We start from the raw sequence: 23,415 nt of genomic DNA on the forward strand, positions 1-23,415 counted from the left end.
CTGCACCGAGGTTAGGTCGCGCAAAACTAGGAAATTTCCAGCTCTTGGTCGATCAGATCGAAAATGTCGTCGACCGTCGCGGACTCCAGTTCCCCGTTCTCCACGACCGGAGCGGAGAGCGCGGCGAGCAGTCCTTGCAGGCGCGTCCGCACTCGTGAACGCGTGACCTCCTCCTGGTTGACGCCAGCGATCAGCGACTCCAGGCGGTCCAGTTCCTCGAAGACGGAGACCTCGCCGCCCGCCGTGTCCAGCAGCGCCTCGCGGAGGTGCCGCGCGAGCGCCCTCGGCGTCGGGTGGTCGAAGACCAGCGTGGCCGGCAGGGTCAGCCCGGACTCGCCGGTGAGCAGGTTGCGCAGCTCCACCGCCGTCAGCGAGTCGAAGCCCAGTTCCTTGAAAGCCAGGTCGGCTTCCACGGCCGCCGTGCCCCGATGGCCGAGCACCGTCGCCACGTGCGTGCTGACGATCCCGATCAGCGTGCGTTCCTGGTCGGACTCCGACATCCCGGACAACTTCGCGACGAGCGCGGAGGCGTCGACCTCCGGCGCCTGCGGCTCGACCCGCTTCACCTGAGGGAGATCGCCCAGCAGCGCGCTTTCCCGGCTCACCGTGAACGGGACGATGAACTTCTCCCAGTCCACGTCCGCGATCGCGACCGTGGTGTCACCGCCGTCCAAGGCGCGGCGCAGAGCCGTGATCGCCTGCTCCGGCCGCAATGCGGTGAGGCCGCGAGCCTTGAGCCGCTCTTCGTCGCCAGTGGCTTCGACCATGCCGCCGCCGGCCCACGGCCCCCACGCGATCGAGGTCGCCGCGAGGCCGCGGTGCCGCCGGTTCTCCGCGAGCCCGTTGAGGAAGGCGTTCGCGGCGGAGTACGCGGCCTGGCCGCCGCCGCCCCACACGCCGGAGATCGACGAGAACAGCACGAACGCGTCGAGTTCCTTGTCTCCCAGCAGTTCGTCCAGGTGCACCGCGCCCGCGACCTTGGCCGCGCTCATCTCCGCGAACTCGGCTGGCGTGGTGTCCATGAGCATCGCCGCGTCCGAGCCGCCCGCCGTGTGCACCACCGCGTTGACGGTGTGCTCAGCCAGCAGGCTCTGCACAGCGTCCCGGTCAGCGACATCGCACGCCGCGACGGTCACGTGTGCACCGAGGTTTTCCAACTCCGCCTTGAGTTCCGTGGCTCCCGGCGCGTCCAGCCCGCGACGGCTGGTCAGGATCAGGTGCTCAGCCCCCGCGCTCGCCAGCCACCTGGCGACGTGCCCGCCAAGGGCTCCCGTGCCGCCGGTGATCAGCACCGCGCCGCGTGGAGTCCACTGTGCACCGTCCTGTGTGGACACTGCGCCGAGCCGCCTGCCGAAGACGCCTGCCGCGCGGACCGCGACCTGGTCCTCCGTGGACTGTCCGAGCACCGAGGCGAGGCGCTTGGTCACGCGCTCGTCGAGCTTCGCGGGCAGGTCGACCAGACCGCCCCACCGCGAAGCGTGCTCCAGCGCGGTGACCATGCCGATGCCCCACACCTGGCTCTGCGCCGGGTTCTCCAGCTCATCGGAGGCGTTCACCGGCATCGCGTTTCTTGTGGCCAGCCACAGCGGCGCGTCGATCTGCGCGTCACCCAACGCCTGCACCAGCACCAGGCTCAGTGCGACGCCGTCGGTGTCCACGCCGAGCAGCGACAGCACTCCGGTGACCATGTGATCACGCGCGGCCTCAGCGATCGCCTTCGTGGCCAGCGCGCGGTTCGTGCCCGCGTCGATCGGCACCGGGACCGGAGTGATGCCGTGATCGGTGAGGCCGAGCAGGCAGTCCTGCACCCAGGTGTCATCCGCCAACGCTGAGGGCACGGGCACCAGCCACAGCCCCGAGGCCGAGGTGTCGCCGTCGCCGAGGCGCTTCCACGTGATGCCGTAACGCAGACTGTCCACAACGGACTCTTCACGGCGCTGCTTGCGCCAGGACGAGAGCCTCGGCAGCACGTCGCGGAACGAGTCGTTCTCGCCGATCTCCAAGGTCGCGGTCAGCGAGGCCAGGTCCTCGCGCTCCACGGTCTCCCAGAAGTCGCTGTCCACGGCGTCGCCCACCTCGGGCTCCGGCGCGTCCAGCCAGTAGCGCTCGCGCTGGAAGGCGTACGTCGGCAGGTCGATCCTGCTCCCGCCCACGAAGACCTCGGCCCAGTCCACGGCGGCACCCCGCGTGTGAACTTCGGCAAGCGCCGTGGTGATCGCTTCCGGTTCGGCGCGGTCGGCACGCAGTACCGGGATCGTCACCACGTCGGCGAGGCATCCCTGCACCAGTGCGCTGAGCACGCCGCCCGGGCCGACCTCGACGAACGTCGTCACTCCCCGGTCGCGCACCGTCTCCACCGCGTCCGCGAACCGCACCGCTTCACGCACGTGCCGAACCCAGTACTCAACGGAATAGCGTTCCACCAGGGACCCGGTCAACGTCGACACGATCGGAATCTGAGGCGCCCGGAACTCGATCCCAGCCAGCTCGGCGGCAAAGTCGGCGAGCATCGGCTCCATCAACGGCGAGTGGAACGCGTGCGACACCTTCAACCGCGACGTCTTGCGCCCCTCGAACTGCGCCACAACCGCCAGCACAGGCTCTTCCTCGCCGGACAACACCACCGAAGACGGCCCGTTGACCGCCGCAATCCCCACCCCGTCGACCAGCAGCGGCAGCACCTCATCCTCCGAAGCCTGCACCGCCACCATCGCCCCACCAGCCGGGAGCGCCTGCATCAACCTCGCGCGGGCCGACACCAGCGCCGCCGCATCCTCCAACGAGAGAACACCCGAGACGTGCGCCGCCGCGATCTCGCCAATGGAGTGCCCCGCCAGCACGTCCGGCCGAACACCCCACGACTCCAGCAGGCGGAACAGAGCCACCTCAAGCGCAAACAACGCAGGCTGAGCGTTGCCGGTCTGATCCAGATCAGGTGACTTGACGTCCACCGTCAAGTACTTGACGGCCTCCGTCCAGGCCGCCGCGAACACCGGGTACGTGTCGAACAGCTCAGCACCCATGCCGAGCCGCTGCGAGCCCTGACCGGAGAAGACGAAACCGATCTTGCCGCCGGGCCGACCGCGCACAACGCCCGGCGCGGACCCACCCGAAGCGAGCGCCCGCAGGCCCTCCAGCAGCTCATCGCGAGAAGAACCCACCACGGCGGCACGGTGACCCAGAGCGCTGCGCGTCGCGGCCAGCGAGAAGCCGACGTCCACCGGGTGCTGATCATCCACAAAGGACAGCAGGCGCCGGGCCTGATCACGAACGGCAGCCTCGGACTTCCCGGAGAGCACCCACGGCAGCACGCCGTCACCAGGCGACGAGACGACGTCCTCAGCGTCTTGCGGGACACCCGCACCCGATCGGCCCACACGCGCGGAAACAGCATCGCACGTGGGTGCCTCCTCCACGATCACGTGCGCATTGGTGCCGGAAACACCGAACGACGAAATGCCAGCGCGACGCGGCCGGTCGGACTCCCACGCCACGGCCTCGGTCAGCAGCGACACCGACCCGGCCGACCAATCCACGTTCGGTGTCGGCGAGTCGATGTGCAGTGTCTTCGGCAGCAAGCCGTTGCGCATCGCCATGACCATCTTGATCACGCCACCGACACCGGCAGCCGCCTGCGTGTGGCCGATGTTGGACTTCAGCGACCCCAGCCACAACGGTTGCGCGCGGTCCTGCCCGTACGTCGCGAGAACCGCCTGCGCCTCGATCGGATCGCCGAGCCGCGTGCCGGTTCCGTGCGCCTCCACCGCGTCCACATCGGACGGCGCGAGCCCGGCCGATGCAAGGGCCTGGCGAATCACCCGCTGCTGAGCCGGACCGTTCGGCGCGGTCAACCCGTTCGACGCACCATCCTGGTTCACCGCAGAACCGCGTACCACGGCGAGCACCTTGTGGCCGTTGCGCTGGGCATCGGACAGGCGCTCCACCAGCAGCATGCCGATGCCCTCGGACCAGCCCGTGCCGTCGGCCGCCGCGGCGAAGGCCTTGCAGCGCCCGTCCTCCGCGAGCCCGCGCTGGCGGCTGAACTCCACGAAAGCACGCGGCGTTGCCATGATCATCACGCCGCCGGCCAGCGCCATCGAGCACTCGCCGTTGCGCAGCGCCTGAACCGCCCAGTGCAGCGCGACCAGCGAGGACGAGCACGCCGTGTCGATGGTGACGGCCGGGCCTTCGAGCCCGAAGGTGTAGGCGATGCGGCCGGACATGATGCTCGCGGTGTTGCCGGTGCCGAAGAAGCCCTCGGAGTCATCGGCCGCGCTGAAGGCCTGGGCCGCGTAGTCCTGGTACCCCGAACCAACGAAGACTCCGGTCTGCGTACCCCGCACGGTCTCCGGGTCGAGGCCCGCACGCTCGAAGGTCTCCCACGCGGTCTCCAGCAGCAGTCGTTGCTGCGGGTCCATGACCGTGGCCTCGCGCGGGGAGATCCCGAAGAACGCCGCGTCGAACTCGGCCGCGTCGTACCGGAAACCGCCGTGCTTCACGTAGGACTTGCCCGAGCTGTCCGGGTTCGGGTCGTAGAGGTTCGCGACGTCCCAACCACGGTCCTCGGGGAACTCCGAGATCCCATCAGTACCAGTTGCGACCAGGTTCCACAGGTCCTCGGGCGAGTCGACCCCGCCCGGGTAGCGGCAGGCCATGCCGACGATCGCGATCGGCTCGTCCGTCACGGTGGCCGCCGACGAGACAACGACCTCCCGGGCACCGCTCAGCTCGGAGCGCAGGTGCGACGCCAGCGCGAGAGCGTTGGGGTAGTCGAAGACCAGCGTCGGCGGCAGCGCCAAGCCGGTCGCGGCGGTGAGCTGGTTGCGCAGCTCGACGGCGGTCAGCGAGTCGAAGCCCAGGTCCTTGAACGCCCGGCCCGCTTCGACCGCGCCGCTGTCCGCATACCCCAGCACCGCCGAAGCGTGCGTGCGGACCAACTCCACCAGCTCGGCCTCAGTGAGGTGCACCAGCGGCGACGACACCGGCTCCGGCTCACCCTGCTTGACCTCGACGAGATCGCTGAGCAGCGCGCTCGGGCGGCCGACCGTGAACGGCGCGATGAAACGCTCCCAGTCCACGTCGACCACGGTCGCGGCAGGCACACCGATCACGCGCCGCAGCGCCGACACCGCCAGCGCGGCACGCATCCGGACCAAGCCGCGGCGGCTGAGCCGCTCACCGGCTTCTTCACCCGAAGCCATGCCGCCGTCATCCCACGGCCCCCACGCCACGGCGGTCGCCGCGAGCCCCTGCGCACGCCGACGCTCGGCGAGCCCGTCCAAGAACGCGTTGGCCGCCGCGTAAGCCGCCTGGTGGCCGCCACCCCACACCCCCGCGATGGAGGAGAAGAGCACGAAAGCGTCCAGTTCACCGGCAAGCTCGTGCAGGTGCACTGCGCCGTCGACCTTCGCGGAGAGAACATCGGCGAAGGACTCCAAGTCCATGTCCGCCAAGGGCTCCAGCTGATCGACGCCCGCCGTGTGCACGACGGCGTTCACCGGGTGCTCGGCGAGCAGGGCCGCCACCGCGTCCCGGTCAGCCACATCGCAGGCGGCCACGGTGACCCGCGTGCCGAGGCCCTCCAGCTCGGCCTTCAGTTCAGCGGCACCCGGGGCGTCCAGCCCGCGACGGCTGGTCAGCACCAGGTGCTCAGCACCCGCGCTCGCCAGCCAACGACCGACGTGCCCGCCAAGGGCTCCCGTGCCGCCGGTGATCAACACCGTGCCGCGCGGAGTCCACTGTGCACCATCCTTAGTGGACAGTCGCGCGAGCCTGCGACCTTGGACGCCGTTCTCCCGGATCGCCACCTGGTCCTCAGTCGACTGGCCGAGCACGCCGACGAGGTGTCCGAGCACGCCGTCGCTGACAACGCCCGGCAGGTCGATGAGGCCGCCCCAGCGACGCGTGTGCTCCAGCGCGGCCACCCGGCCGAAGCCCCAGATCGCGTTCTGGACGGCGCTCGGCACCACTCCGCCAACAGGCATCGCTTCGGTGGTCACCGTCCACAGTGGAGCCTGGATGTCCGCGTCGCCCAAGGCTTGCACCAGCAGCACCGACAACGCCGCACCCACGGACAGCGCCGAGTGCGGTCGCTCGTCGACTCCGAGCAGCGACACGACGCCCGCGACCAGTGTCTCTTCGGCCGCGCGGACGAGCTGACGCGTGATGGTGTTGCGGTCAGCGCTCGCCTGAACGGTGATCGGGTAAACGCGAAGCCCGCGCGCGGCGAGCCCGTCCTTGATCGCAGTCGTCCACTCGGTCTCTTCGGTGGCGAGCACGATCCATGTGCCGTGCGGCTTGGCGGAGAAACCGCGCAAGGGCTTCCAGTCCACGCGATACGTCCAGTTGTCCACAGTGGACTCCTCGCGCCGCTGCCTGCGCCAGGCAGACAGCCGGGGCAGGACCGCCTCCAGCTGCTCAGCAGGCAGATCGAGGGTCTCGGCGAGCGAGGTGACGTCGGCCTGCTCGACCGTGTCCCAGAACCCGCCGTCTTCCGACAGGACGACGGGCGCCGACGGCATCAGCCAGTAGCGCTCGTGCTGGAACGCGTAGGTCGGCAGGTCGATCACGCCCGCGCCCGGGTACACCGCCGACCAGTCCACGGCGACGCCGTGCGTGTGCAGCTGCGCAACGGCGCGCGTGATCGACTGCGTCTCCGGCCGATCCGAGCGCAGCAACGCAACGGTGACCACGTCGGCAAGGCAGCCCTGCGCCATCGCGGTCAGCACACCACCAGGGCCGATCTCAACGAACCGGTTGGCGCCCTGCGCGTGCACGGTGTCAAGCCCGTCCGCGAACCGAACGGCCTCGCGCACGTGCCGCACCCAGTACTCGGCGGTGTAAGCCTCCACCAGCGAGCCGGTCAGGTTCGACACCACGGGGATCTGCGGCGCGGTGAACTCGATGTCCTCCAGGGAGCGCGCGAACTCCGCCAGCATCGGCTCCATCAGCGGCGAGTGGAACGCGTGCGACACCTTGAGCCGCGAGGTCTTGCGGTCCGCGAACGCCGCCGCGACCGTCAGGACCGCGTCCTCCACCCCGGAAACCACAACGGAGTCCGGGCCGTTGATCGCGGCGATGCTCACCTGGCTCGACAGGTGAGGAGTCACTTCTTCTTCAGTCGCCTGGATCGCGACCATAGCGCCACCGGCGGGCAGCGCCTGCATGAGCCGAGCACGAGCACTCACGAGCTTCGCCGCGTCGGCCAAGGACAGCACTCCGGCCACGTGCGCGGCTGCGATCTCGCCGATCGAGTGCCCAGCGACGACATCCGGCCGCACACCCCACGACTCCAGCAAGCGGAACAGCGCGACCTCGACAGCGAACAGCGCGGGCTGCGTGAACTCGGTCCGCCCCAAGTCAGCTGAGTCGAACACCACCTCGCGCAGCGGCCGATCGCCGTGCACGTCTACGTGCGCGCACACATCGTCGAAGGCCGCAGCGAAGAGCGGGAACGCCTCGTACAGCTCGCGCCCCATCCCAGCGCGCTGAGAACCCTGACCGGAGAACAGGAACGCCACATTGCCCGCGCTGTCCGCGCGCCCGACCGTGACGCCCGAGTTCGGCGTCCCCGCCACCAGCGCACGCAGCCCGTCCAGCAACTCATCGCGGCCGGAGCCAACAACAGCCGCCCGGTTCTCCAGCGCCGCACGACCCGTGGCCAGCGCCCGAGCAACCTCAGCGACGTCGGATCGACCATCCACAAAGGACAGAAGCCGTGAAGCCTGATCGCGGACAGCAGTCGAAGTCTTACCCGACAGCACCCACGCGACCTCAGCCGGAGCATCCACCGGAGCAGGAGCAACGACCTCCGGAGCCTCTTCGACGATCACGTGCGCGTTCGTGCCGGACACACCGAACGAAGAGATGCCAGCGCGACGCGGACGCTCGACCAAAGGCCACGGCTGGGCCTCGGTCAGCAGGCGGACATCACCGGTCGACCAGTCCACATGGGACGTCGGCTCGTCGACGTGCAAGGTCTTCGGCAGCAAGTCGTTGCGCAGCGCCATGACCATCTTGATGACGCCAGCGACACCAGCAGCAGCCTGCGAGTGGCCGATGTTGGACTTCAGCGTGCCCAACCACAGCGGGCCCTGCCGATCCTGACCATAGGTGGCGAGAAGTGCTTGCGCCTCAATAGGGTCACCGAGCTTGGTACCCGTACCGTGCGCTTCAACAGCGTCCACATCGGACGGTGCGAGCCCAGCGGAGGCCAACGCCTGCCGAATCACCCGCTGCTGAGCCGGACCGTTCGGCGCGGTCAACCCGTTCGACGCACCATCCTGGTTCACCGCCGAACCGCGAACCACAGCGAGCACGTGATGTCCGTTGCGCTGTGCATCGGAAAGGCGCTCCACCAACACAACGCCGACACCGTCCGCCCAGCCCGTGCCGTCGGCGCTCTCAGCGAAGGCCTTGCAGCGACCGTCCGGCGACAGGCCGCGCTGGCGACTGAACTCCACGAAGCCGGTGAGGCCCGCCATCACGTTCACACCGCCCGCGATGGCCATCGTGCTCTCACCGCTGCGCAGCGACTGAATAGCCAGGTGCAGCGCGACAAGCGACGACGAGCACGCAGTGTCCACGGTGACCGCAGGACCTTCGAGCCCGAAGGTGTAGGCCACGCGCCCGGAGACGACGCTCGACGCGCCACCGGTCAGCAGGTGGCCTTCCACGCCCTCGGGAAGCTCCGCGAGGCCCGCACCATAACCCTGGTAGGCCATGCCGACGAACACGCCGGTCTGGCTGCCCTTCAAGGACATCGGGTCGATTCCGGCGCGTTCGAAGACCTCCCACGAGGACTCCAGCAACAGCCGCTGCTGCGGGTCCATGGCCAGGGCTTCGCGCGGCGAGATCCCGAACAGCCCGGCGTCGAACCCGGCCGCGTCGTAGAGGAATCCGCCGTCGCGGGCGTAGGTCTTGCCCGGCTTGCCCGGCTCCGGGTCGTACATGCCCTCGGTGTCCCAGCCGCGGTCGTCCGGCCACCGCGAGATCACGTCGGTACCCGATTCCAGCAGCTGCCACAGCTCTTCGGGCGAGTTCGCGCCGCCGGGGAAACGGCAGGCCATGCCGACGATCGCGATCGGCTCGTCCGTGGCGGTCACCGTCGTCTCAACGGCAACCTCGCGCGTCCCGCTCAGCTCGGAGCGCAGGAACGCCGCCAGCGCGATGGCGTTGGGATAGTCGAACACCGCCGTCGTCGGCAGTTTGAGGCCGGTCGCCGCGTTGAGCTTGTTGCGCAGCTCCACGGCGGTCAGCGAGTCGAAGCCCAACTCCTTGAACGCACGCCCGGCCTCCACTTCGGCGGCGCCGTTGTGCCCGAGCACGTTCGCGGCCTGCGACCGTACGAGCTCGACGAGAAGCCGGTCCTGCTCTCCCACCGTGAGCCCGGAAAGCTTTGCCGCCAAAGGAGTCGGGCCAGAGGTCGTAGTCTCCTCGTCACCGGGTTCCAGCGCACGACGGACCTCGGGCAGCTCGTCGAGCAGGGCGCTCGCGCGGTTGACCGTGAACCTCGGCGCGAACAACGCCCAGTCGAACGCGGCGACGGTCAGCGTGGTCTCTCCATCGGACAACGCCTGCCGCAGAGCGGAAAGCGCCATCGCGGCGGGCATCGTGTGGACACCGCGCCGACGCAGGATCTCCTCGGCATCGCCCTGCGCGACCATACCGCCGTCCGCCCACGCGCCCCACGAGATCGCCAGACCGGCGAGCCCCCGCGAACGCCGGTGCTCGACCAGCGCGTCCATGAAGGCGTTGCCCGCCGAGTACGCGCCCTGGCGGCCACTCCCCCAGATGCCCGCGCCCGACGAGAACAGGATGAAGGCGTCCAGCTCCTGATCGCCCAGCAGCTCGTGCAGGTGCACGGCGCCCGCGACCTTCGCAGAGAGCGTGTCCGCGAACTCGTCGAGCGTGGTGTCCTCGATCATCGCGTGGCTGTCGATGCCCGCAGCGTGCACGACAGCGTTCACCGGGTGTGCGGCGAGCACGGCGGCCACGGAATCACGGTCAGTCACGTCGCACGCGGCCACGGTCACGTTGGCGCCCAACGCTTCCAACTCCGAGCTCAGCTCAGCAGCGCCAGGAGCTTCGATGCCACGACGGCTGGTCAGAACGAGGTGCTCAGCGCCCGCCTCTGCCAGCCAGCGCGCGACGTGCCCGCCAAGCGCACCGGTTCCGCCGGTGATCAGCACGGTGCCGCGAGGAGTCCACTGAGGACCGTCCGAAGAGGACTTCGCGCGAACGAGTCGCCGCCCGAACGCACCCGAGGCGCGCACCGCGACCTGGTCCTCATCCGACTGCGAAAGCACGGCCGCCAGACGTCCGGCGATGCGGGCGTCCACGTTCTCCGGGAGGTCGATCATGCCGCCCCACCGGCGCGGGTGCTCCAGCGCGACCACCCGGCCGAAGCCCCAGAGCTGCGACTGGACGGGCTCTTCGACGTGCTCGGAGCGCCCGACCGCGACGGCGTTCCTGGTCGCGCACCACAGCGGCGCGTCGATCTCCGCATCGCCCAGCGCCTGCACGAGCAGCACAGTGGACGCGAGGCCCTGCGACAGATCCTTGTGCTGAGTGGCAACCTCGGCGTCCTCGGCCAGCAGCGACAGGATGCCGTCGACCGGGCCGAGCTCGCGGAGCTGAGCCGCGAGGGCCGCGCGATCGGCGGCGCGGTCGATGATCACCAGGTCGGAGGACAGCGCCGAGCGGGTCGATTCGACCCAAGCGGTTTGTTCGGTGGCCACGACGAGCCACGTGCCGGACAGATCGGCCGGAGCGGTGGTCAGCGGCTTCCAGGTGACGCGGTAGCGCCAACTGTCCACAACGGACTGTTCCCGGCGGGACCTGCGCCAGGCGGACAGGCGCGGCAGGATCGCGCTCAGCGACTCGTCGGCGCCGACGCCCAGGGTCTCCGCGATCGAGTCGAGGTCTTCGCGCTCGACGGACTCCCAGAACCCGGACTCGACCTCGTCGACCGGAGCAGCGGCAACCGTGGCCGAGGCGCGCTCGAACCAGAAGCGCTCGCGCTGGAAGGCGTAGGTCGGCAGCTCGATCCGCGCGCCAGGCAGCAGCGAGGACCAGTCGACGACCACGCCGTGCACGTAAGCCTGGCCGAGCGAGAGCGCGAAACGATCCAATCCGCCCTGGTCACGGCGCAGCGAGGGCACCACGGCGGCGGCCGTGCCGGACGCTTCGATCGTGTCCTCGAGGGCCATGATCATGACGGGGTGCGGGCTGCTCTCCACGAACACGTCGTGCCCGTCGGTGATCGCGGCCTCCACCGCCTCGCGCATGAGCACGGTCTGCCGCAGGTTGCGGTACCAGTACTCCGCGTCGACCTCGCCAGTGTCGATCAGGGCGCCGGTCACCGTGGAGTAGAACGGCACTCCCCCGGAGCGCGGCACGATCGGCGCGAGCACCTCGGCCAGCCGCTCTTCGATGCGCTCGACGTGCGCGGAGTGCGAGGCGTAGTCCACGTTCACCCGGCGCGCACGAACATCGCGCTCCTCGCTGACCACCATCAGCTCGTCCAGCGCGTCGGCGTCGCCGGAAACCACTGTGGTGGCGGGACCGTTGACGGCAGCGATGCCGATCCGACCGTCCCACTGGCTGATCAGCGAGGTGGTGTCCTCAAGCGGCAGCGCAACCGACACCATGCCGCCGAGCCCGGACAGCTCCAGCAAAGCCTTACTGCGCAAGGAAACCACGCGTGCGGCGTCCGAAAGGGACAGTGCGCCGGAGACGGCCGCCGCCGCGATCTCGCCCTGCGAGTGACCGATCACCGCAGCGGGCTCGACACCGAAGGACCGCCACAGTTCGGCCAGCGACACCATCACTGCCCACAGCACCGGCTGAACAACGTCGACGCGGTCGGTTGTCGGAGCGCCTTCACCACCGCACAGGACCTCGGTGAGCGACCAGTCCACGAACGGCGCCAACGCCTGCTCGCACTTGGCGATGCGCTCGCGGAACACCGGTGAGGTCTCCAGCAGCTCCACCGCCATGCCCTGCCACTGCGAACCCTGGCCGGGGAAGACGAAGACGACCTTGCCCTTGGTGCTCGCCGTGCCGGTGACGGCGGTTCCGTCGGCGAGCGCCGTCAAGCCCTCCAGCAGTTGATCACGGTCGCTCCCCACCACCACCGCGCGCTCCTCGAACGCTGCGCGGCCGTCCAGGGAGTACCCGATGTCGATCGGGCTCCAGTCCCGGTCAGCCAGGTGCTCCAGGAGACGGGCCGCCTGCGCGCGCACAGCCTTGGCGCTCTTGGCGGACAGCACCCACGGGACCGGGGCGGTCGGCTCCGGCGTCGTCTTGGGCGCTTCGGTCGGCGGAGCCTGCTCGATGATGGCGTGGGCGTTGGTGCCGCTCGCGCCGAAGGACGAGATGCCCGCGCGGCGCGGCCGGTCGACCTGCCACGGCACGGATTCGGTCAGCAGCCGCACGTTGCCCGCCGACCAGTCCACGTGCGGCGTCGGCTCGTCGGCGTGCAGCGTCTGCGGCAGCACGCCGTTGCGCATCGCCATGACCATCTTGATCACACCGGAGACACCGGCCGCGGCCTGCGTGTGGCCGATGTTGGACTTCAGCGAGCCCACCCACAGCGGCTGGTCACGATCACGCCCGTAGGTCGCGAGCAGCGCCTGCGCCTCGATCGGATCGCCGAGCGTGGTGCCGGTTCCATGCGCCTCAACAGCGTCCACATCGGACGCGTGGAGTCCGGCGGCGGCAAGGGCTTCGCGGATCACACGCTGTTGCGCGGGACCGTTGGGCGCGGTCAGGCCGTTGGAGGCGCCGTCCTGGTTGATGGCGGTACCGCGCACGACGGCGAGCACGGGGTGGCCGAAGCGCTGCGCGTCGGAGAGGCGCTCGACAAGGATCATGCCGACGCCCTCGGACCAGCCGGTCCCGTCCGCGTCGGCCGAGAACGCCCGGCAGCGGCCGTCCGGTGAGAGCCCGCGCTGACGGCTGAACTCCACGAAGACGTTGGGGCTGGCCATGACGCACACGCCACCCGCGAGCGCCATGTCGGATTCACCGCTGCGCAGCGACTGCACGGCGAGGTGCAGCGCGACCAGCGACGAGGAGCACGCGGTGTCGATCGTGACCGCCGGGCCTTCGAGGCCGAAGGTGTAGGCCACGCGGCCGGATGCGACGCTCGACGCGCCACCGGTCAACAGGTGGCCTTCGACGCCGTCCGGCTTGGCGCTGCTCTCGGTGCCGTAGCCCTGGAACGCGAGCCCAGCGTAAACCCCGGTCCGCGTGCCCTTGACCTGCGCGGGGGTCAGCCCGGCGCGCTCGAAGACCTCCCACGAGGCCTCCAGCAGGAGCCGCTGCTGCGGGTCCATGGCCAGGGCCTCACGCGGAGAGATCCCGAAGAAGGCGGCGTCGAAGTCCGTGGCGTCGGCCAGGAACCCACCGTCGCGGGCGTACGTCGTGCCGGTCCGTTCGGGATCGGGGTCGTACAGGGACTCGATGTCCCAGCCTCGGTCACCCGGGAACCCGGAGATCGCGTCGACGCCCTCGGACACCAGCTGCCACAACGCTTCGGGCGAGGCGACACCACCGGGGAGGCGGCAGCTCATCGCCACGATCGCGATCGGCTCGTCCGACGACGCCGTCACCACGCGGGTAGTGGAGCTGGCGGAGCCGAACAGTTCAGCGTGCAGGAACTCCGCCAGCACCAACGGGTTCGGGTAGTCGAAGATCAGCGTGGCGGGCAACGGCAGCCCGGTCGCCGCGCCGACCTTGGTGCGCATCTCGATCGCGGTCAACGAGTCGAAGCCGAGGTCCTTGAACGCCCGGTCGGCCTCGACGGCGTCGGCGCCACGGTGTCCGAGCACGGCCGCGACCTGGCCGCGCACGATGTCCAGCAGCGCGGCGATCTGGTCCTCTGCGGACAGTGATCCGAGTTTCGCCACCAGTGGCGCGGTGTCGTTGTCCTCGCTGGAAACCACTTTGGTGAAGCCGGAGAGCAGTGCGCTCGGCCGGTTGAGGGTGAACGGCGCGAGGAATCGACCCCAGTCCACGTCGGCGACCGCGACCGCAGTCTCACCTGAGTCCAAGGCCCGGCGCAGCGCGCAGACGGCCAGGTCGGGGTGCATCGCGCTCACGCCACGGCGGCTCAGCTGCGCCTCGTCGGAGTCGGTCAGCATGCCGCCCCCACCCCACGGCCCCCACGCCACCGAGGTCGCGGCCAGCCCACGCGCCCGGCGCTGGTACGCGAGTCCGTCCAAGTAGGCGTTCGCGGCGGCGTAGGCGGTCTGCTGCCCGCTGCCCCAGGTGGCGGCGATCGAGGAGTAGAGCACGAACGCGTCGAGCTCCTGGTCCCCCAGCAGCTCGTGCAGGTGCTTGGCACCCGCGACCTTCGCGCCCATCGTGCGCGCGAAGTCCTCGTCGGTCAGCTCGTCGAACGGCGTGAACTGCTCGACGCCCGCCGTGTGGAAGACGGCGGTGAAGCTCTGTCGCGCGAGCAGGCTTTCCACGGCCTCGCGGTCGGCCATGTCGCACGCGAGCACGGTGACCTCGGTGGACGCTTCGAGTTCCGCCTTCAGCTCGGCCGCCCCCGGCGCGTCCAGGCCACGGCGACTGGTCAGCACGAGGTGCTCGGCGCCCGCCTTGGCCAGCCAGCGCGCGAGGTGCCCGGCCAGCGCACCAGTCCCGCCGGTGATCAGGATGGTGCCGCGCGGCGTCCACGGCTCGGTGATCCCGCGCCGCACCCTGTTCAGGCGCGCGGCGAAGACCCCGTTGTCGCGGATGACGACCTGGTCTTCGCGCGACTGGTTGAGCACCGCCGCGAGCAGTCCCACGTCGACGTCCTCGCCCAGGTCGACGAGGCCGCCCCACCGCTGCGGGTGCTCCAGTGCGAAGGCGCGGCCGAAGCCCCACAGCATGCTCTGGTCCGGGTCGAGGTTGTCGTGGACCGCGCCCTCGGTGGCGCACCACAGCGGCGCCTCGATGCCAGCTTCGTCCAGCGCGCGAACCAGCTTGACGGTAGCCGTCAAGGACCCGAACGAGAGCACTCCGTCGGCCTCGGTCACGTCGGCGAGGTCCGTGACCAGTCGAGCGCCGAGCCCCTGAGCGACGGCTGCCGCGCGGTCGTCGCCTTCCTCCGCCACGACGAGCCACTCACCGGTGAGCGTGGCGGTCTTGATCTCGGGAAGCGGCTGCCAGTCGATCTGGTAGGTCCAGTTGTCCACGGTGGACACTTCGTGCCGCTGCCTGCGCCACGCGGACAGCTTCGGCACCACGGCGTCCAGCTCATCGGCGCTCAGCCCGAGCGTGGTGGCCAGCGACGCCACGTCCTCGCGCTCGACGCTCGCCCAGAACTCCGCGTCTGCGGCGTCCACCACCGGCGCGGGCTTGTCCAGCCAGAAACGCTCCTGCTGGAAGGCATAGGTCGGCAGGTCGATCTTGGTACCGCCGAAGACGCTCCAGTCCACGTGCACGCCGTGCGTGTGCAGCTGCGCGAGCGCGGTGACGAACGCCTGCGGCTCGGCCCGATCGGAACGCAGTACCGGCACGGCCACGATGTCATCCAGCACGCCCTGCACCATGGCGCTCAGCACACCACCCGGCCCGACCTCGACGAACCGCGTCGCGCCCTGGTCACGCATCGTCTGCACGCCATCGGCGAAACGCACCGCCTCACGCACATGCCGAACCCAGTACTCAATGGAATAGCGTTCCACCACAGACCCGGTCAACGTCGACACAACCGGAATCTGGGGCTCGTTGAACCTCACCCCGGACAGAGCCGATGCGAACTCCTCCACCATCGGCTCCATCAACGGCGAGTGAAACGCGTGCGACACCTTCAACCGCGACGACTTCCGGTCCGCGAACTGCGCGACCACCGCCAGCACAGCCTCTTCGTCACCGGACAGCACCAGCGAAGACGGCCCGTTGATCGCCGCGATCCCCACACCGGGAGTCAGCAGCGGCAGAACCTCCTCCTCCGAGGCCTGCACCGCCACCATCGCCCCACCCATGGGCAACGCCTGCATGAGCCGAGCACGGGCAGAAACCAACGCCGCCGCATCCTCCAGCGACAACACCCCGGCGACGTGAGCAGCCGCAATCTCACCAATCGAATGCCCAGCTACCACATCCGGCCGGACACCCCACGACTCAAGCAGGCGGAACAGAGCCACTTCGAGGGCGAACAGAGCGGGCTGGGCGTTGCCGGTCTGATCCAGATCGGGTGACTTGACGTCCACCGTCAAGTAGTTGACGGCTTCCGTCCAGGCCGCCGCGAACACCGGATACGTGTCAAACAGTTCCTGCCCCATGCCGAGGCGCTGCGAGCCCTGGCCGGAGAACACGAAGCCAACCTTGCCGGAACGCGCCACGCCCTCCACCGCGAACGTGGACCCCTCGGCCGCAGCGACGGCGCGCAGGCCCTCGGTCAGCTCCTCCACCGACGAGCCCACAACGGCAGCCCGCCGCTCCCAAGCCGACCGCGTGGTGGCCAACGACAGCGCAACGTCCACAGAGGACACCGAAGAGGCCGAAGAGTCCACAAAGGACAGAAGGCGCGAAGCCTGTGCGCGCACAGCAGCGTCGGACTTGCCGGACAGCACCCACGCCACCGGCCCAGCAAGAGGTGCGGGCGCAGGAGAAACCTCAGGAACGACCTGCTCGATGATCACGTGCGCGTTGGTGCCACTCGCCCCGAACGATGAGATGCCCGCACGACGCGGACGGTCCACAGCAGGCCACGGCTCAGCGGAAGTCAGCAGCCTGACGTTGCCCGAAGCCCAGTCCACGTGCGGCGACGGGGAATCCACGTGCAACGTCCGCGGGAGCACCCCGTGCTGGAGCGCCATCACCATCTTGATCACACCGGCCACACCGGCGGCGGCCTGCGAGTGACCGATGTTGGACTTGATCGACCCGAGCCACAGCGGCCGATCAGCGGGGTGCTCCTGGCCGTAGGTCGCGAGCAGCGCGTCAGCCTCGATCGGATCGCCGAGCGCGGTCGCGGTGCCGTGCGCCTCCACGACGTCGACCTGCTCCGGCGTCAACCGCGCGTTGGCCAGCGCTTGACGGATCACGCGCTCCTGCGAAGGACCGTTGGGCGCGGTCAAGCCGTTGGACGCGCCGTCCTGGTTCACCGCCGAACCTCGGATCACCGCGAGCACCGGGTGACCGTTGCGGCGAGCGTCGGACAGGCGCTCCAGCAGGATCACGCCGACGCCCTCGGCCATGCCGGTGCCGTCCGCCGAAGCGGAGAACGCGCGGCAGCGGCCGTCGGAGGACAACCCGCGCTGACGGCTGAACGCGATGAAGGTGTTGGGGGTAGCCATGATCGTAGCACCACCGGCGAGCGCGAGCGTGCACTCCCCCTGGCGCAGCGCGTGCGCGGCGAGGTGCATCGCCACCAGCGACGACGAGCACGCGGTGTCGACGGTGACCGCGGGACCTTCGAGCCCCAGCGCGTAGGCGATGCGGCCGGAGATCACCGCGGCGGTGTTGGCGGTGAGGGCGTGCGCTTCGGTCTCCTCGTCACCGGAGCGCAGCAGGCTGGCGTGGTCCTGCCCATTGGTACCAACGAAAACACCGGCCTGGCCACCGCGAACCGACGCCGGGTCGATGCCCGCGCGCTCGATGGCCTCCCACGAGGTCTGCAACAGCAGCCGCTGCTGCGGGTCCATCGCGAGCGCTTCACGCGGGGAGATGCCGAAGAACGCGGGATCGAACCCGGCCGCGTCGTCGAGGAACCCACCGTGCCGGGTGTAGGTCCTGCCCGCGCGGTCGGGGTCAGGGTCGTAGATCCCCTCGAGGTCCCATCCCCGGTCGGCCGGGAACGGAGACACGGCGTCGCGGCCGGTGGCGACCAGCTCCCACAGCTCCTCCGGGGACGTGACGCCGCCGGGGTAGCGGCAGGCCATGCCGACGATCGCGATGGGCTCGGTGTCCTTGGACTCCAGCTCGTCCAGCTGCCTGCGGGTCTGGCGCAGGTCCACCATGACGCGCTTGAGGTAGTCCCTGAGCTTGTCGTCGTTCGCCATGTCGTCCGTCCTCGGAGAAGCTGATGGGGCTCAGCGCGAGCCGAGCTCGTTGTCGATGAGCTCGAACATCTCGTCATCGCTGATCACGCCGATGTCGTCGTCCGCGTCCAGGGAAGCGGCCTGGGAGGAGTCGGTGTCGGTCCACTTCCACAGCAGTGCCTTCAGCCGCGCGGTGACCGTGTCGCGGACCTTGTCGCCGGGGCCGATCATGGCGAGCGTGGCTTCCAGGCCGTCCAGCTCGTGCAGCACGGCGGGGATCTCCGTGACCGCCTCGATCGCGAGGTTCCCGCGCAGCAGCCGAGCGATCGCGATCGGGCTGGGGTGGTCGAAGACCAGCGTGGCCTTCAGCCGCAGCCCGGTGACCGCGTTGACCCGGTTGCGCAGCTCCACGCCGGTCAGCGAGTCGAAGCCCAGCTCGCGGAACGCGCTGGTCGCCTCGATCGTCGACGCGTCACCGAGCCCGAGCGTCGCGGCGGCCTGCTCGCGCACCACGTCCAGCAGCACCCGCTCCACGTCCGCCTCGTCCAGCCCGGCCAACCGCCGCATCAGCGCCGAGGACTCCTCGGCCGCCTTCGCCGGGACGACCTCGCCGACCACCGCGCGGAACTGCGCGGGCATCGACCCGGCCTTCGCCATCGCCCGCAGCCCGGGGACGTCCAACCGCGCCGGAACGATCACCGGCAGGTCGGTCGCGACCGCGGTGTCGAAGAGCGCCAGGCCCTCCTCGGAGGAGAACGGCACGACACCGGCACGCGCCATGCGGCCACGGTCGGCGTCGGTGATCCGGTCGCCCATGCCGCCGTTGCTCATCCACAGGCCCCACACCAGCGAGGTCGCGGGCAGCCCCTCAGCACGCCGACGCAGGGCCAGCGCGTCCAGGAAAGCGTTGCCGGCGGCGTAGTTCGCCGCGCCCGCGCTGCCCAGGACGCTCGACAGCGACGAGAAGAGGACGAACGCCGCAAGGTCCAGATCGCGGGTCAGCTCGTCCAGGTGCATCGTCCCGTCGACCTTCGGACGGAGCACGGTGTCCATCCGCGCGGCATCCAGCGCGGTGATCACGCCGTCGTCCAGCGCGGCGGCGGCGTGCACAACCGCAGTCAACGGATGCGAAGCGGGGATCGAAGCGAGCAGGTCCTCCACCGCGCTGCGTTCCGCGATGTCGCAGGCCACGACGTCAACGTGCGCGCCGAGGCCGGTCAGCTCGTCGTGCAGCTCGGCCATCCCGTCGGCGTCGAGCCCGCGACGGCTGGTCAGCACCAGGTGCCGAACACCGCGCTCCACCACCAGGTGCCGCGCGAGCACCATGCCCAGCCCACCGGAGGCGCCGGTGAGCAACACGGTTCCAGATGGGTCCCAGTCCCGCGCAGTGCTGTCCGAAGCGGCAAGCCGGCCGAAGCGCGGCGCGTAGAGCCTCCCGTCGCGCACAGCGATCTGCGGCTCCTCCAGCGCGGCAATGGCACCGAGCAGCGGCTCGAAGCCCCCTCCGTCGACCAGCAGGAACCGGTCGGGGTGCTCGGACTGCGCGGACTTCACCACAGCCGCGGCGCAAGCCTGCGCGGGGTCCGGCAGCTCTCCGTCGAGCGCGGCGGCTCCGTTGGTCACCACGACCAAACGACCGTCCCGCTCGTCGGCGATCCATTCCTGGACCTTCGCCAGCGTCTCGTTGACGACTTCGCGAACCGAACCCTCGGAACAGCGGTGAACCACGAAGTCCGGCGAGGCCTCCACCGGGGACACGGGCTGCGAAACCCACTGGACGTCGAACATCCAGTCCTGCCCGGCCGCACGCGCGGCGACGATCTGCTGCGGCGAAACCGGCCGTACCACGAGGGACTCGACGGACGCGACCGGGAAGCCGTGCGTGTCGGTGACCTCGAAGGATGCCGCGCCCTCACCCACCGGGCGAACGCGGACCCGCACGGTACTCGCACCCGGCGAGTGGATCGAAACGCCGTTCCACGCGAACGGCATGCCCATGCCCTCGGAGCCGCCGGAGCCTCCTGCCAAGGTGAGCGTCTGCACAACCGCGTCGAGCAGCACCGGGTGCAGCCCATAGGCGTCGGCGCGGGTGCGCTCGGCGCCGGGCAGCTCGACCTCGGCGAACAGCTCGTCGCCGCGCCGCCACGCCGCGCGCAGCCCCTGGAAGGCCGGGCCGTAGTGGTAGCCCAGCGCGGAGAGGCCGTCGTAGTGACCGTCCACCGCGATCTGCTCGCTGTCGGCGGGCGGCCACGACACCAGGTCGAACTCAGCCTTCGGAGCCTTCGTCGCGAGCACACCGGTCGCGTGGCAAGTCCACTGTGGACTGTCGCCCTCGGTGCCGCGCGCGTGGATGCTCACGTCGCGATGGCCCGTGCCCGTCATCCCGCTGACCTGGACCTGAACCTGCGTCGCGCCCTGCTGAGCGACGAGCGGCGCGTGCAGGGCCAGCTCCTCCAAGTGCTCGCAGCCGACGTGGTTCCCGGCCTTCAGCGCGAGTTCCACCAGCACGCTCACCGGCAGCACCACGACGCCACCGATGGAGTGCTCGGCGATCCACGGCTGAGTCGTCGGAGAGAGTCTGCCGGTCAGCAGAACACCCTCTCCCCCAGCGGTTTCGACCGTCGCGCCGAGCAACGGGTGGTCGGCGGTGCCGAGTCCGGCGGCGGTCACGTCGAGCGCGGAGCCGCCTTCGAGCCAGTAGCGCTGCCGTTGGAAGGCGTAGGACGGCAGGTCGATCCGCCGCGCCTCCGGCCCGAACACCACCGGCCAGTCGACCTTCTGCCCGTAGGTGTGGGCGTGCGCGAGCGAGGTCGCGAAGCGCTCCCATCCGCCCTCGCCACGGCGCAGCGTGCCGACGACCTTGGGCTCCCCGCCTGCGGCCTCAACGCTGTCACCGACGCCCATGACCAGCACGGGATGCGGGCTGACCTCGATGAACAGGTCGTACTCCTGCTCGGTCAGCTCCTGGACCGCCTGCTGGAAGCGCACGGTCTCGCGCAGGTTCTGGTACCAGTACGCGGCATCGACCTCCTGGCCCTCGAGCCATTCGCCGGTGACCGTGGAGAGCATCGGCACCTCGGCCTTGCGCGGCGTGACACCGGAAAGCGCCTCCAGCACCCGCGCCCGGACATCCTCGACGTGCACCGAGTGCGACGCGTAGTCCACCGGCACCCGGCGCGCGCGGATCTCTTCGCCCGCGCAGAAGCTCATCAGCTCGTCCAGCGCATCGGCGTCACCGGAGACGACCGTGCTCTCCGGGCCGTTCACCGCCGCAATGGTGATCTTGCCGTTCCACGGGGCGACCAGCTCCACCGCCCGATCGTGGGGCACCGCGACGGACACCATTCCGCCGCGACCGGACAGGTCGAGCAAAGCCTTGCTGCGCAGAGCAACCACGGTCGCAGCGTCCTCAATGGACAGAGCGCCAGAGACACAAGCGGCAGCGATCTCACCCTGCGAGTGACCGATGACGGCAGCGGGCTGAACACCGCTCGCGCGCCACAGGGCGGCCAGCGAAACCATGATCGCCCACAGCACGGGCTGGACCACGTCCACCCGCTCCTCCATCGCGGGCGCATCGTCAGCGCCGCGCAGCACGGAGATCACCGACCAGCCGACGAGCGGCGCAAGCGCCTTGTCGCACTCCGTGAGCCGGTCGCGGAAGACCTCGCACGTGTCCAGCAGTTCCACGGCCATCCCGGCCCACTGCGAACCCTGACCGGGGAAGACGAAGACCGCCTTGGCGGGGCGGGTCCCGGCGATGCCGTGCACGATGCGCGGACTGGCCTCGCCCTCGCTCAGCGCACGGAGCCCGTCCAGCAGCTCAGCGTGCGAGGCACCGAGCACGGCCGCGCGATGCGACAGCCCGGAACGCGTCGTGGCGAGCGAGAAACCGGCGTCGACCGGGTCCGGCGTCGCGCCCTCCTTCAAGAAGTCCAGCAGCCTGCGAGCCTGCGCGCGCAGCGCCTCCTCACCGCGGCCGGAGATCACCCAAGGCAGCACCGGAGCGTCGGGGCACAGCACGCTTCCCTGCTGCTCAACGGCTTCGGCCTCGGGAGCTTCCTCGATGATCACGTGCGAGTTGGTGCCGCTGACACCGAACGACGAGACACCGGCCCGACGCGGACGCGCACCCGGCTGCCAGGCCGTCGACTCGGTGGCCAGCCGCACCGCGCCCGCGTTCCAGTCCACCCGGCTCGTCGGCTTGTCCACGTGCAGAGTCTTGGGCAGGACGCCCTTGCGCATCGCCAGAACAACTTTGATCACGCCGGCGACACCGGCCGCTGCCTGCGTGTGGCCGATGTTGGACTTGACCGACCCGAGCAGCAGCGGCTCGGCGCGGTCCTGGCCGTAGGTCGCGAGCAGTGCCTGCGCCTCGATCGGATCGCCCAGGTTGGTGCCGGTCCCGTGCGCCTCCACCACGTCGACATCCTCAGTGGACAGTCGCGCGTTGGACAGCGCCTGAAGGATCACGCGCTGCTGCGAAGGACCGTTCGGCGCGGTCAAGCCGTTCGACGCGCCGTCCTGGTTCACCGCCGAGCCCCGCACCACCGCGAGCACCGGGTGACCGTTGCGGCGCGCGTCGGACAGGCGCTCGACGAGCAGCAGGCCAACTCCCTCCGACCACGAGGCGCCGTCGGCGGAGTCCGAGAAAGCCTTGCAGCGACCGTCTTCCGCGAGCCCGCGCTGACGGCTGAACTCCACAAAGGAGGCGGGGCTGGACATGACGCTGACCCCGCCCGCGAGCGCCATCGTGCACTCACCGTTGCGCAGGGCCTGAACCGCCATGTGCAGTGCTACCAACGAGGACGAGCACGCGGTGTCCACGGTGACCGCCGGACCTTCGAGCCCGAAGGTGTAGGCGATGCGCCCGGAGGCGACGCTGCCGGAGTTGCCGGTGCTCAGCAGGCCCTCGACGGACTCGGGCGTGGCGCCCAAGCGCGAGGCGTAGTCGTGGTACATCAACCCCGCGAAAACCCCGGTACGACTGCCTTTCAACGACGTCGGGTCGATGCCCGCGCGCTCGAACAGCTCCCACGAGGACTCCAGCAACAGCCGCTGCTGCGGGTCCATCGCCAGGGCCTCACGCGGGGAGATCCCGAAGAAGCCCGCGTCGAACTCGGGAACGTCGTGCAGGAACCCGCCGTGGCGCGTGTAGACCTTGCCCGAGCGCTCCGGGTCGGGGTCGTAGAGCCCAGCCAGGTCCCAGCCCCGGTCGACCGGGAACTCCGAGATCGCGTCCCCACCGTCGGAGAGCAACCGCCACAGATCCTCCGGCGACCGCACCCCGCCGGGGAAACGGCAGCTCATCGACACGATCGCGATGGGCTCGGTGTCCCGGTTCTCCAGCTCGCGCACGCGCTGCCGCGCCTGACGCAGGTCGGTGGCAGTCCGCTTGAGGTAATCCCGAAGCTTGTCCTCGTTCAACATC

The 23,415-nt window shown here is 69.9% G+C and carries 2 protein-coding genes; both read right to left on the reverse strand.

The genetic code is table 11. The features are described 5' to 3' along the window. Window positions 1–26: 26 nt before the first annotated feature. The gene (locus tag ABD798_RS18780; protein WP_344876526.1) at window positions 27–18,005 is read right to left on the reverse strand and encodes a type I polyketide synthase; all 17,979 of its coding nucleotides are present in this window, start codon (window positions 18,003–18,005) and stop codon (window positions 27–29) included. A 30-nt stretch (window positions 18,006–18,035) separates the two neighbouring features. Beyond that, complete coding sequence (locus tag ABD798_RS18785) at window positions 18,036–23,414, reverse strand: type I polyketide synthase (RefSeq protein ID WP_344876528.1); 5,379 nt, start codon at window positions 23,412–23,414, stop codon at window positions 18,036–18,038. Window position 23,415 lies beyond the last annotated feature (1 nt).

It is taken from the genome of Allokutzneria multivorans, assembly GCF_039537405.1.
GTDB classification, from domain to species: domain Bacteria; phylum Actinomycetota; class Actinomycetes; order Mycobacteriales; family Pseudonocardiaceae; genus Allokutzneria; species Allokutzneria multivorans.

Excerpts from the sequence above, each read along its gene's own strand:
- ABD798_RS18780 (WP_344876526.1), bottom strand. The coding sequence starts at position 18,005 with ATGGCGAACGACGACAAGCTCAGGGACTACCTCAAGCGCGTCATGGTG.
- ABD798_RS18785 (WP_344876528.1), bottom strand. The coding sequence starts at position 23,414 with ATGTTGAACGAGGACAAGCTTCGGGATTACCTCAAGCGGACTGCCACC.